Origin of the sequence: Methanosarcina mangrovi (genome assembly GCF_052057765.1) — an archaeon.
Classification (GTDB): Archaea; Halobacteriota; Methanosarcinia; order Methanosarcinales; family Methanosarcinaceae; genus Methanosarcina.
On record NZ_CP195120.1, the window covers coordinates 1,651,970 to 1,665,319 of the forward strand.

Annotated in this window: 10 protein-coding genes; 6 read left to right on the forward strand and 4 right to left on the reverse strand. The window is 45.3% G+C overall.

Translation table 11 applies throughout. The annotated features are described in order from the left end of the window. Window positions 1–589: 589 nt before the first annotated feature. On the reverse strand, window positions 590–3,094 hold the full coding sequence (locus ACSAZL_RS07625) for a DNA topoisomerase I (protein WP_440948098.1): 2,505 nt from the start codon (window positions 3,092–3,094) through the stop codon (window positions 590–592). Between the two features lie 719 nt (window positions 3,095–3,813). On the opposite strand from ACSAZL_RS07625, the gene thiC reads away from it, so the two are divergent. Then, window positions 3,814–5,100: a phosphomethylpyrimidine synthase gene (gene thiC, locus ACSAZL_RS07630; RefSeq protein WP_440948099.1), complete on the forward strand. Its 1,287-nt coding sequence runs from the start codon at window positions 3,814–3,816 to the stop codon at window positions 5,098–5,100. Between the two features lie 553 nt (window positions 5,101–5,653). Here the strand turns inward: thiC and ACSAZL_RS07635 are convergent. Further along, window positions 5,654–6,613 carry a DUF2156 domain-containing protein gene (locus ACSAZL_RS07635; RefSeq protein WP_440948100.1) on the reverse strand — a complete coding sequence of 320 codons (960 nt, stop codon included), beginning with the start codon at window positions 6,611–6,613 and terminating at the stop codon, window positions 5,654–5,656. A 408-nt stretch (window positions 6,614–7,021) separates the two neighbouring features. Between ACSAZL_RS07635 and ACSAZL_RS07640 the strand changes: the two genes are divergently transcribed. Then, window positions 7,022–7,519 carry an N-acetyltransferase family protein gene (locus tag ACSAZL_RS07640; protein ID WP_440948101.1) on the forward strand — a complete coding sequence of 166 codons (498 nt, stop codon included), beginning with the start codon at window positions 7,022–7,024 and terminating at the stop codon, window positions 7,517–7,519. A 103-nt stretch (window positions 7,520–7,622) separates the two neighbouring features. Here ACSAZL_RS07640 and ACSAZL_RS07645 read toward each other — a convergent pair whose 3' ends face one another. Then, complete coding sequence (locus ACSAZL_RS07645; RefSeq protein ID WP_440948102.1) at window positions 7,623–8,033, reverse strand: DUF3303 domain-containing protein; 411 nt, start codon at window positions 8,031–8,033, stop codon at window positions 7,623–7,625. 344 nt (window positions 8,034–8,377) lie between these two features. On the opposite strand from ACSAZL_RS07645, the gene ACSAZL_RS07650 reads away from it, so the two are divergent. Beyond that, a complete protein-coding gene (locus ACSAZL_RS07650; RefSeq protein WP_440948103.1) occupies window positions 8,378–9,823 on the forward strand; it encodes an MBL fold metallo-hydrolase in 1,446 nt (481 codons plus the stop codon). 413 nt (window positions 9,824–10,236) lie between these two features. On the opposite strand, the gene ACSAZL_RS07655 is transcribed toward ACSAZL_RS07650, so the two are convergent. Further along, window positions 10,237–10,509 carry a hypothetical protein gene (locus ACSAZL_RS07655; protein WP_440948104.1) on the reverse strand — a complete coding sequence of 91 codons (273 nt, stop codon included), beginning with the start codon at window positions 10,507–10,509 and terminating at the stop codon, window positions 10,237–10,239. 441 nt (window positions 10,510–10,950) lie between these two features. Here ACSAZL_RS07655 and ACSAZL_RS07660 point away from each other — a divergent pair, with 441 nt between their 5' ends. The 3 genes from ACSAZL_RS07660 to ACSAZL_RS07670 all read left to right on the forward strand — a co-directional run bounded on the left by ACSAZL_RS07660 (window position 10,951) and on the right by ACSAZL_RS07670 (window position 13,323). Beyond that, window positions 10,951–11,358, forward strand: coding sequence for a DUF1699 family protein (locus ACSAZL_RS07660; protein WP_048172568.1), 408 nt, complete (start codon window positions 10,951–10,953; stop codon window positions 11,356–11,358). A 629-nt stretch (window positions 11,359–11,987) separates the two neighbouring features. After that, window positions 11,988–12,785 carry a helix-turn-helix transcriptional regulator gene (locus tag ACSAZL_RS07665; RefSeq protein WP_440948105.1) on the forward strand — a complete coding sequence of 266 codons (798 nt, stop codon included), beginning with the start codon at window positions 11,988–11,990 and terminating at the stop codon, window positions 12,783–12,785. Window positions 12,786–12,849: 64 nt separating this feature from the next. Further along, window positions 12,850–13,323, forward strand: coding sequence for a hypothetical protein (locus ACSAZL_RS07670; RefSeq protein WP_440948106.1), 474 nt, complete (start codon window positions 12,850–12,852; stop codon window positions 13,321–13,323). Window positions 13,324–13,350: the final 27 nt, after the last annotated feature.

Consider the following 13,350-nt stretch of genomic DNA (forward strand, 5'->3'; position numbering starts at 1 on the left):
AATATTACATTAGATGTGAAGTTTGGGTTTTTATATATATTCATAAACATTGATTTTTTACAACTGTTTGCCATATACAAAACAAACTTTATCTCTATAAAGATAGCCTCTTGATAAAGATAATGGATCTCCGGTGTAAAACGGAAAATTTTCTATTTAAGATTTAAAGGCGTTCAAGATTTTTAAACAGAGAAAAAAAATTAAATATGATAATCGTGTTTGTAAATATATGGAGACAGAATTCAGGAAAAATTTGCTCTCAGCTATTGGATGGTTTATTATCTGGCTTGTTGTAAGGGCGTATTTGAAGATTTAAGCTCCACGACCTCTTTCTTAACAAAAAATATCCATAAGGTCCGAAACACGGCTTCAAAGTGAAATTCAAAAACTTTACTGAAATGCAGTTCTTGGAAAGTATCAAGCATGTAAGCAATGAAGATCCAAAAAATCGATTTTAATTTCATGACATGGATAGGCAGTCCCACCTTTTCCCACTTTCAAGGTTTCCGCGCCTTCCATGTTCAGTATTTTATCTTATCTCTTCTTAATATCCGATCTTTTTGTATCCGATCTCTTCTTTAACAATCCTTCACTTGCTTTCTTTCCGCCTGCCCGCAGCAGGGGATAGTTTTGAAACTCTACCGGGTGCCAAGCTTTCCGTTTTTCTCGCCGTACTTCTTGCCTCCGGTGTTCTTCCTGTTCCCGGCCTCGGTGCAGAAGTAGCAGGAGCTTTTGACTGCCTCCGAGGTTCGGTTCTGAGGCTTGCTTTTTTCCAGTATTTCTGGCCTTCCGTGCAGCGCCGGTTTAAACAAAAATCCTCTTCCGGGCTTTCATCTTCTTTTAGCCGGAACAGCTTCCAGCCGCAGGTCTTACAGGTTTTATCGAGCAGGGTCAGTTTTCCGGCCTTCGGGACCGAATGCGTGTACCCGCAGCGCTTCGTGCAGCCCAGGAAACGGCTGTCTTTAAAAGAGATCAGAAACATGCTCCCGTCACATTCCGGGCAGGGTCCTACGGTTTCGGGGGGATAGCATTCCTTTTCAAGCTCGCATTTAAAGCAGGGGCCTATGCCGACAGCCCAGTTGTATTTATTGCCTACCTTCAGGACAGCTGCACCTTCTTTTTTGCATTCCTTGCTCCTGAGTACCGTGAGGGCTCCAGTTTTCGGCAAAGGGAACGAGTTTCTGCAATCCGGATAGCCTGTGCAGCCCACAAACCGCCCCGTATCCGTCTGAACGATCTTGAGTACGTGGCCGCAGGCCTTGCAGGTCCCGATGTAGTTTTTCTTGTCTTCGAGGGCGGCTTCGTCTTTGATCGTGCCAGCAATGCTTGAAGTCAGTTCTTTTTTGCTCGCCTCAAGCTGGGCGTACATCTCCTTGATCAGGGCCGTACCCTCGGCAAGGGCTGCTTCAAATTCTTTTTTCCCGTCTTCCACTTCCTGGATCAGAGCTTCGATCTTTGCGCGGATGTCCGGCCTGACAAGGATCGGGACAGTCAGGGAGAGCCCCTCCATCAGGGTAAAACCTGTGTCCAGGATCGAGACGGTTTTTCCTTTGGTCTCGAAATACCCGCGCTTCTTGTTTGTTTCGATATGTGTCGGAGCTGTTGCTTTTGTCCCGATCCCGTGCTTGTCCATAAGGGTCAGGAGTTCGGCTTCGGTCAGCTTCTTCGGTGGGCTTGTTTTGGATTTGGTGTTGCTCAGCTTTTTTACGTCCACTTTTTCTTTTTCCTCTACAAAGGGGAGGAGCTTATCTTTTTTATTTTCAAAAGGATAGGCTTCGAGCCAGCCCGAATCTTTAAGCACGGTCCCTGAGGAGTCGAAAGGCTCTTCCTTGACCTGCAGGTGAAGGTGAGTCTTTTCAAAAACCGCTGCAGGCATCAGGTTTGCCAGGAAATGCCTCGCTATCAGGTCGTAGACCTCTGCCGCCTGCGGGATGTTTACTGCAGCGCTGATTTCTCCCCTTGCAGCCACCCGGATAGGGTGGATAGGAGGGTGGTCATGGGCGTCTTTGTCCCCGTTTTTAGGAGCTATCGGAGCAGAGAGGATTGACTCGGCAAAAGGCTTATACTCTTTCGGCCTTGCAAAATCAAGGACAAGGGACTTGAAGTCGAAGTCGTCTGCATATTTATTGGTCTCTGTCCTCGGATAGCTTGTAAATCCTGTAAGGTAGAGCTGTTCGGCAACCTCAAGGGCAACCTCCGGGCTGATACCCAGGAACTTTGAAGCCCGCTTGAGAAACTCCGTGGTATTAAGCGGGTTCGGAGGGCTGGTCTTTGCTTCCTTTACCGTTTTCTTTACGACAAGCCCTTCTTTTGCTCCTTTTAACCTTTTGAAGATCTCAGCTGCCTTCTCTTTGTCGTGGATATTTCCTGCCCTGTGAGTGCCTTCGAAGTCTCCTCCTTTTGCTGCGAAAATCGCAGTAATCTTCCAGAAGTCCTTTGCCTCAAAAGCCCGGATCGCCTTTTCCCTTTCGTAGACAAAACCACAGGTAGGCGTCTGGCAGGGCCCTATTGAAAGGACATCTTTTGTCCTTGCTTTTTCCCGGACCGAGAGCGTGACAAAACGTGTAAAAGCCGCGCCCATTTTCAGATCAAGGATTTGCCTGGCTTCCGCAGCCATTGCAAGGTTGTGGTCCGGGTCTACCGGGCTTTCAAAAGCTTTCCTGACTTCTTTTGGGGAAAGGGCTGAAAAGCGTGCCCTTGCAACAGGCACGTCCGTAACCTCTTCGGCAAGGGTCTTCGCCTCAAATCCTATGTTTTCCCCTTCCCTGTCATAGTCGCATGCAAGGATAATTTTGTCTGCCCTTTTTGCCAGTTTTTTTATTGCAGCTGCATACTCTGCCCTGGTCACGAACTTTTCAGGGTCAACTCCGAGCAGCGTACCCGGGTTAACCTCACTCCATTTGTTATATTGTTCAGGAAAATCATAGTTCATGATGTGCCCGGACAACCCCATCACGAGCCATTCTTCCCCTTTCCATTTAAACTCATAAGCAGGCAGCCCTTCTACCGAAATTTTATCCACTTCCCCATCGCCCAGGATGCTCGCTATCTGGGCTGCTGCCTTATTCTTTTCTGCAAATGCGACAACTGTCATGGTGAAAAACCTGAATTTTTGTGATACGGATAAAAGCTGAAATGAGGAAAGATTTCAGGATTTCTTTTTAGTTCCGTTCTTGTTTTTCTTTCTTGCTTCTTTCTTTGATTCTTTCCGTACTTATTTCTCGATTTATTCCGTACTTATTTCTCGATTTATTCTGTACTTATTTCTTTATGTCTTTCTAACAGAATTTGCCTGTACATGCTCCGTAAACCCGGATCGTTATAATCATCATGGATCGTTATAGTTCATTATAACGGATCTTTATAAATACAATTCCTGCACCAGTTTTCTTTGCTTTTCAGGCAAACATGTAATATACAAGTAATATGCACGTAATATACGCATCACATATGTAATGTGTAATGTAATGTGCAAATCAAACACAATATTCACATTATATCATGTAATGTACCCGTACATGATTTATATATTTCGCCATTTATAGATTATTGAGTGGCTTTCCGCAAAATGAAAAGTTATATATCAGTATACCGTTTGTTCTACTTTGCAACCCTGGGCCATAGAGATTGATCGTTGCGTTTAATCGTTGTAGTTAATCGGAATAGTGGAGCGTTGAAATTAATCACTGTAGCTGATCGCTGTAGCTGACTATTGCAGTTAATCCCCGTAATTAATCCTTATAGCTGGACCGTTCTGTACAACTGATACATTCTTATACTTACCCCCATTCCCCCTCATCATACGGAGTAACAATGACGCTGATGGAAGACGCTAAAAAGGGAATCGTCACCCCCTCAATAGAAGCCGTGGCAAAAGCCGAAGGAATAGATGCCGAAACTGTCCGTTCCTGCGTGGCAAAGGGCCTGATAGCCATTCCGAAAAATAACAGGCGAGAAACCCTCCCTGTCGGGATTGGCAAATACATGAGCACAAAAATCAACGCCAATGTCGGCACATCAAGGGACTGCATCGACATTGATGCCGAGGTCGAGAAAGCAAGAGCCGCGGAAGCCTTTGGGGCTCATGCGGTAATGGACCTCTCAACCGGAGGGGACCTGAATGAGATCCGGACCCGCATCCTTAAAGCCGTAAACATCCCTGTAGGCACCGTCCCGATCTACCAGGCTGCAGCGTCCCAGAAAGTTGTCGTGGAAATGACTTCGGACGACATGTTCAACGCTGTCAGGAAACATGCCGAACAGGGCGTGGACTTTGTGACCGTGCACGCCGGGGTCAACTTAAACTCCCTCGAACGCCTGCGCCAGAGCGACAGGATCATGAACGTGGTCAGCCGAGGAGGTTCGTTTACTCTTGCCTGGATGCTCCACAACGGGGAAGACAACCCCTTCTATGCCGAATTTGACTATCTCCTTGAAATCGCAAAAGAGTACGACATGACCCTCAGCCTTGGAGACGGCATGCGCCCCGGCTGTATTGCCGATGCTTCCGACCGCCCCAAGTTCATGGAGTTTATAACTCTCGGAGAGCTTGTAAAACGCTCAAGAGCAGCCAATGTCCAGACCTTTGTGGAAGGCCCGGGCCACGTACCCCTAAACGAGATCGAACTTAGCGTCCGGGGTATGAAAGAGCTTTGCGACGGAGCTCCCCTTTACCTCCTCGGCCCCCTGGTGACCGATATCGCTCCCGGCTTTGACCACATCACCGGAGCAATCGGGGGCGCAGTTGCCGGAATGCACGGCACGGACTTCCTCTGCATGGTAACCCCTTCCGAACACCTTGCCCTCCCCTCCCTCGAAGATATCAAAGAAGGCCTGCTCGTAACAAAGCTTGCAGCCCACACAATCGATCTCATAAAAGAAGGCCCGAGAGAACGTGCCTGGAAACAGGACACGGCCATGGCCTATGCCCGCAGGGACCTCGACTGGGAAAAGCAGTTCGAACTTGCAATCGACGGCGACCGCGCCCGCAAAATTCGGGATGCCCGAAAGACGGAAAGCGATGCCTGTTCCATGTGCGGCGAGCTCTGCGCAGTTAAGATCGTAAAAGAAGCTTTCGGAGAAAAGAAGCCAGAAGAGTAAAGCCAGAAGAGTAATTTTTTTATGTCCTCTTCTTCCGATTCTATTTCTTCTTTCAATTCCTTTTCTTCTTTTAATCCTTTTTTTCCCTTCACAAATGGATTGGCTGTTCTTTATTGGTCATTTAGTAGTATTCAGAGCACACGGAGATGAAACTTTCATTTATCTTTTCTGCATCCTGCCGGAATCAAGCCGGCCTTCTGAGGTAAAAAATAACGGGTGAATTCAGGCCGGTATTAAGAGAATCTGAATACTATGGAAAAAAAGTCTCCCTTACTCGAAAAACTTCTCAGTAACCCGAAAAACGGTATTTAATCCACAGGTAAATATAAGCGCCTCCGCCAGCTTGTCTGGCGGCACTGCTCAAAAAAGAAAGAAATACATATTTGAGAGAGATCAGACAGAAACTTCAATCTTTTTGATCTGTTTGATTCTCTCTTATTTACAGGCATTAGCAGTATTTTTTACTTTCCGAAATTTGTACTCTTTCTTCTTTCTTCTTTACCGTCTTTTTGGGACAGACCGCTCTCCTGCGTCTCTTACTTTACCATTGTTTTTAAGTTAGTCCTCTTGAGCGCAGCGAAAAGGACCGCGTACTCCCGAGGCGCAATTCGGGCGAGGCGCAATTCGGGCGTTTAAGCGAATACACTTCGACCATGTGGTGCGGGTGGTACCGCAGCTTTGCTTCTCGAAGACCGCCTACCCCGAGGTCACTTTCCCGGTTGATGTACTCCACCTCGCCTGCAAGAACCGCTGCAGTTTCCTCATTGATAGCCTTATATATCCCTTCGCAGTCCGGGAGACCTTTCTCAAAGTGGATGAGTGCCGTGTCCGTGTTGAGGCGCTCATAGAGGGAAATGGCGCCGATCTCGGAATCAACCCTGATCAAAAGGCCCTGCAGGGGAAGTTCGGTGAAATGTTCTACCGCATAGCGAGCGGCTCCGACCTCACTGGCAAGAACTAAATTTTTCCTGCACCCCTTCCACTCAGACCATTTTTTAAGGAATTTCATTACCTCTTTCAGGTTTTGAGGAGTCATCGGCTCGACAGAGTTAAGGCAGTTTCTCCGGAACCTGTTTACATGGCTGCGCATTTTCTGGTACTTCTTCCCCGGGAGTTCCGCAAGGTCGGATGCCCTGTACACATATTCGAAATTGTTCCGGTCCGGCACCAGCACTAGTCCGGGATCGAGTTCCTTCATCCACTGTGCCGTATCCGGATCAATAAGCTCAATGGGAGTATCGTCGCTCACGTCCAGTGCCAGTCGCATAAGCTCACGCATAAGTTCAGGGTCCCTGGGACCGATCGGGGGATGAAATCGGGTAACTCCTTCGGTAGTGCACGAAATTATCACATTTCCGTTCACATAAGCGTACCTGTAAGGCGTAAAATGGTTCCAGCAGACCATGCTTGTGAACGTGTTGCTGCTGTGGGTTTGCGGATAGAGCGCATAGTGGTGCTCGAAAAATGCCCTGTCAGCAAGCGTGACCGGCTTGAAATCATCCGGGTCAAGCATCATAGACCACCCTGGAAAACAGGAATAAAATGCTCTGAAACTGTACTATGTGAATCTGCCGTTGTTTGCATCTGTCCTCTCATTTTTTATTGATTAATATTGCTGAGATTGAAATGGTATATTCAGTCGCTGGCGGTTGCTCGGTCACTGACAGCTATTCGGGTGTTAATAATATGTCAGTCCTATAAAGCCCCATATAATAAAATTTTTTACTAAATAATTATTTAGTCTTCGTGACTCATGCAGGGTAAGCTCCCTTCTACAAAATGCATTAAACTTCTACAAAATAAATTAAAATATAATCTCCAATCTAATAGTTTACACGTTTGGATATTGAAATAAAGCATATACAGCCTCTTCAGATTTTACTAAATTCTATTAATCGACCAACTTAAAAAAGGAATAAAAATGGTTGAAACTGAGACAAAAACCGATTTGAGTATCCGCACTGCCCGAAAAGAAGATGTTTCCCTTATTCTTGAATTTGTCAAAGACCTTGCTAAGTTCGAAAAACTCTCCCATCTGGTCAAAGCCACCGAAGAAAGCCTGGCAGAGTCCATGTTCGGGGAAAGAGCCTATGCCGAGGTTTTCTTTGCCGAATTAGAGGGGGTGCCTGCAGGTTTTACGGTTTTTTTCCACAACTACTCTACCTTTGTAGGAAGGCAGGGGCTCTATATCGAAGATATTTTCGTAAAACCCGAGTTCCGGGGAAAAGGGATAGGAAAAGCAATGTTTCTTCACTGTGTAAAACTTGCAGAAGAAAGGAACTGCGGAAGAATGGAATGGGCAGTGCTTGACTGGAACCCTGCCAGAGAGTTCTATGAGTACTTCGGGGCAGACCCTGTTGATGGCTGGCACATTTACAGGATGGGGGCTGACAAATTCGGAAGTGCGCTTGAAAAATAAGTTTGAAAGGGTTCATTTAGGCCCCTTTCCGGCCCTTCTCCTCTCCTACCCTGTTGACACCCGGCTCCTGAAATCGGCCCCCTCCCGGATTATGCATCCGGGTTCAGGTCGTGTCTTCCTGCCGGATAAAAGAGTGGTGTTCCAGGCGATAGATTCTCTTTTCAAGGTTTTCTATTTGCTTCAGGATTTCTTCTCCTGCGGCTCCTTCGCCCTGAGCTGCAGTTTCAAGCCCTTTTTCCCCGGCTTTTCCCGCAAGTTCCTGGACCATCTGCATGTACTCTTCTGCCTTCATGACCGGGAAAGTCTCAAACCTGCAGAGCCCTATAAAAGGAAGGTTTGCAGCCGCGTAAACCTTTTCGTCGTCAGTCTCATAAATCAGGAACATGCGGTAGCCCGCAAGATCCATCCACTCGTCGATTACTTTCAAATCCTTCGGGTATTCGTAGTTCATGTAGCAACTCTTGACCTTTTCAGAGTCTTTCGGCTCCCAGGTGATGATATCCATTAATAACATTGTGCCTGACACCCCCAATATTAAAAATGATCCAAATTCCATTCTATTGGACTTGAATCGGATTCAAGAATACATTTAGCAAAGTTAAGTATTGTTTCTCTTTAAACGGGCATATACTTTCAGGAAGGAATACTTCGAACAAAGGTTCGGAAAAAAAGGTTCGGAAAAAAGTTCGGAAAAAAGTTCGAGAAAATATCGAAACAGGGCATGACCCGAAAAAAACACGTAAATAGCTGGCGAATTCTATCTTCCTTATTGAAAAGATAATCTTTTATGATACAGAGTCAATCATATTTTACAGAACTTTTGGTGAACCGCCAACCTGTTTATCGGGGGAAAATAGTATGCAAATAACTCCATTTTTTGTGAGAGGCATAGCACACAGTTCATATATTCTTGCAGGAAAGCAAGGCTGTGCGGTCATTGACCCGCAAAGGGACGTAGATGTCTATATAAAAGAGGCGAAATCCAGAGGCCTGAAAATTACTCACATCCTGGAGACCCATCTGCATGCAGATTTCGTCTCCGGGCATATGGATCTTGCTGAGCTTACGGGAGCACCTATCTACGCTCCTGAAGCTGCTAACTGTGAGTTTGAACACGTAGGGCTCGTTGAAGGGGATAAGTTCGAAATCGAGGACATGACTGTAAGGGTGCTGGAAACCCCGGGGCACACCCCTGAACATATCAGTTATGTGGTTTCGGATACTTCCAGAGGGCCGGATTCTGCGGCTCTTTTTTGCGGGGACACACTTTTTGTAGGGGATGTGGGCAGACCTGACCTCTTTCCCGGAAAGGCAAGAGAACTGGCGTCCATGCTTTACGACAGCCTGTACAAAAAACTGCTCTCTCTGCCTGACTCCTGCGAGGTCTATCCCGCACATGGGGAAGGTTCACTCTGCGGAAGGGCGATGGGAGCCAAACGTTCAAGCACGATCGGATATGAGCGCAAGTACAATTATGCCCTTCAGATCCCTGATAGGGAGAGGTTCATAGAAGACCTCACAACGGATATGCCTCCTGCTCCCGACCACTTCAGTCGTTGCTCCGAAATCAACCGGAAAGGGCCCACAAAACTCAAAGAAATTCCGCCACTGAAAGAACTTCCTCCTGGAGAGTTTTTCAGGTTTGCCGGAAGGGACGATACAGAAGTTCTTGATAGCCGCCATTATGATAGTTTCGGAGGAGAGCATGTCCCAGGCGCCTGGTGTATCGACCTAAGGAGTAACTTTGCTACCTACGCAGGCTGGCTCTTGCCTCCGGAAAAGCAGATTCTGCTTGTCTCAGATAATGAGGAAGATGCAAGAGAGTCGGCGGTCTGGCTGCACAGGGTGGGACTTGACAGGATTGCTGGTTTTCTGGGAGGGGAAATGTTTGCCTGGGCAACCGCGGGATTGAGGGCTTCCCATGTTCCTCAGATATCGATTCCTGAGCTCTATGAATGGGTCCGAAGCAAGAACCCTCCCGTAATTCTGGATGTCAGAGCTCCTTCCGAGTATGAGAGTTTCCATATAGAATATGCATTGAATATTCAGGTCCAGGAACTGAGGGAAAGGTACAGGGAACTTGACCCTGAAGCCGAGTATGCAGTTATTTGCAGCACAGGGCACAGGTCAGGTATGGGGTGCAGCATCCTCAAGAAACACGGATTTTCCAGGGTGAATAACGCGGCAGGCGGGATGACAGGGTATAATGCCGCGGGTTTCGGACCTGAGTGTCCTATGTGCTCTCTTTCCTGGGCCGGAAAGGCAGGAAAAATAGAGGCAACGGTCTTCCAGAAAGAGAAATGAAAATAAGGGTTATTTCCTCCATTAAGCCATTTTTTTTCCTTTCAGGAGGCAGGCTGATTGCTGGCTTTTTGGAGCCAGCTTCCTTTTCTGCAAATTTCTCTTTTCACCAATTCTCCTTTCCACCAATTCTCCTTTCACCAATTCTCTTTTCCACCAATTCTCCTTTTCTACTTGTTCCCTTTCTTACCAGTTTTCCATCTCAATTTTTCATCTCTTGTGCTTCTTCGGCTGAAATACGGAAGGATATCCTCCTCAGCACAGTCTTCTGCATAATCCCCTGTACATTCCTCTGCACAGGTCCCCTTGAGAATATTCAGAGAAAAAAGGTGCTTGCTCCCAAACATGAACATGTAAACCTGGGCGAAGGGACTGAGGTGGTAAAAATGTTAGTACTGGAAATTTTTCAATAATTTTCAGAGAGTCTTTCCAGGATAAGCAGACTGACAAAATATATTCCGGGTGGAGAAAATTTCATTTTCTTTCACTCCGGAGAGTTGTGATTTTGCCAGGTTTTGCCAGGTTTGATTTCTGGAGCGTGAGATCCTCTTTGGATAAGCTCTGGAGAGGCTGGGGACTTTGGGAATTGGTCCGGCACCTGCAGCTATCTTATGAAAAACTTCCTGAGCAGCCCCTGCCATGTATCCTGCAATTTTTGAGGGCAGGGCAGCTGTTGAACTGTATCTCAAGTTAAAGGAAAAACTCCTGAAAATAGTAGATCATGAGTCCAGGTTTACAGGATGGTTTCAATAATTTATCTCAATTGCGTTTATTCTTCTTTATTCTTCTTTATTCTTCTTTATTCTTCTTTATTCTTCTTTATTCTTCTTTATTCTTCTTTATTCTTCTTTATTCTTCTTTATTCTTCTTTATTCTTCTTTATTCTTCTTTATTCTTCTCCGGGGAGGTTCACCGTATGGGTTAAAGATTCCTTGATCCCGAAAACTTCAGGCCTGTTTTTATCCTCTTTCCGGAATTTTCCTATCAACTTTTAGAGTTATGAGAGAGGGCGGAAAATGCAGAGCACTGCCTAAAAATTAGCGGGCGTGGTAGACAAATATTTATAATAAGTATAAGTACTTTATAATGAGGTAAAAACATAAAAGAACTTTATAGTGGGGGAAGACATAATGAAAATTAGAGTAGTTAGTTCTAGGGAAGAAATTTTTACACTTAACCCTAATGAGCGTGTTGTTCATCTGGCTTTCAGGCCTTCGAACAAAGACATTTTTGCACTGGTGGAAACCTGTCCGAAGATTGAGGTTATTCAACTACCCAAATCTTACAGGCGCACGGTTTCAAAGTCCATAGAAATGTTCCTTGAGATGCAGAGAGTCCAGCTTATTGAGGGTGACGTCTGGGGACACAGGAAAGACATCAATGAATATTACAGTATCCCGTCCTCAGTGATTGAAAAGATCAGAGAACTGAAGATGGAAGGTACACCTGCTGAGAGAATCGAAGAAAAAGTTTCAAGGGAAAGCAAGCTGAACCCCGAAATGGTTGCTTATATCCTGACAAAGGAAGCTCCGGCCTGAAGTCCTTTCAGCGCAGGTTTTATCCTATACGGGATTTTCCCTATACTCTTCAATGCAGATAAGAAATGTTGAAAGATTCCGGATCTTTCAAACCCTTATTTGTTATTACAATCTCCAGCTTAGACTTTGAGTTTAAGGAGCCTTGAAGTTTCCCTGGCTTGAAAAATCGTTAATATCTATTAGCGAAAGCTATCAGGGCAGGGAACTCCATGTAAACCCTATCAGTTTTTTCACTGTAAAAGTAACTGTAAGTGTAGCAATGTAGCTGCAAATGTTAAGTCTTCAATTTCTTTTAGTAATTTTATATGTCAATTTTATATATTACGAAATCTGTTTTAATATCATAAAATCTGTTTTATTAAGATTATATGCTTTTCCGGAATCAAGTTTAGACATATTAAGTAAGATTCATCAAACTTGGCCCTATCAGGTCAGACTTATCAAGTTTGGACTTACCGGATTAGACCTTTTGGCGGTGTTTACTCCGGGTACCCGGGATTATTAAAAGACTCTGCTTTTTTGAGGTGGAAAGAGAGAAAAAGTAATAACTTATATATTTTTGGTGGCTGTAATCTTTTTAGTCTTATCTGCAATCTTTTGAACCTTATAACAACATAGGAGACTGAAGGGTGAAACTGGAACTGATAGAACTGATTTTTCTCTCCGATAAGCGAAAACAGTTATTGCTTTTTCTGAAAAGCGGGCCTAAAAATATGGATGAAATCACGGAAGCCCTTCAGGCAGCTTCCACTTCTATCCTCCCCCAGATTAAAAAATTGAAAGATATGTCCCTGGTCGTTCAGGAGGATAAGATCTACACTCTTTCTCTTATAGGTAAGGTCCTTGTTGAAAAAATGCAGCCTCTGATCAGCACAATAGAGCTTTTTGAAGATAACTTTGATTACTGGTCGGAAAAAGACCTTCAAGGAATCCCCCCTTCCTTCAGGAAGAGGCTGGGGGAACTTGGGAAATGTAAATTGATCCAGCCTGACCTTGACCGCATGTTCGAACTCGACCCGGAAGCTGTGGAAAACCTTTCTAAGTCCAGCCATGTCCTTGAAGCCATAGCCTACTTTCACCAGCCGCTGATCTATCTCTGCCAGGAGCTTGCAAAAAAGGGGACTGAATTCACTTTTCTCTTGTCGGAGTCGGTGCTTGAAAGGTACTCTACAGACTATACAGAAGACTTCCGACTTATGATGTCTCTTGATAATGTGAAATTTTATCGGTATTCGGGAGAACTGAAGATTGCAAATCTTGCTGTTGGAGAGAAGTTTTTCCTGATTTCTCTTTTTCCGAAGAACCAGAAGCACTTTGACAGAGAAAACCTTGTAAGCTACGAGCCCTCAGCCATTCAGTTCGGCACCGAACTTTTCAATGATCTGCTGCTGGATTCAGCCCTTGTTACCGAAATTCCTCCGAAATGATGAACCGGATAGATAAATTGAAGAAAAATCCCAGAAATGAAGCAGGATCAGCGGAGGCAGGACTATGATAGGCTTTTACGAACAGAAGGCAGCCTACAGTAAACAAATAAGATTGCTTATGGTTACAGGGCTGCTTCTTATCCTGGCATTTTATATCTTTTCTCTAACCGGGCTTTTCGGCTTTGGGACTGACCCTGAGGAAAGGCATTTTCTGCCTCTTATCCTTCTCATTTATCTCGCTGCAATGTGGAGCTTTTTTGGCATGCGATTCCTGATAAGTTCCGACAGTGTGGTTGCAATTTTTCCGCCGTTCAGGTACAGCATTCCCTTTTCAGAGATCAGCTCGGTAGAGTTCACGGAAGAATTCCCCTGGTATATGGGGTGGGGCGTCAGAATCTGGGGCCGCAGGCTAATTTTTGCGGGAAAGCACGCAAAAGCTGTGGCAATCAGAAAAGAGAAGGGCTTTTTCAGGACTGTAATTCTGGTTTCCGAAAATCCTGATGAATTTAAGAAACGAGTGGAAATGGCCCTGAAATAATCCAGGCCACTCATTTTTTAATAGCCC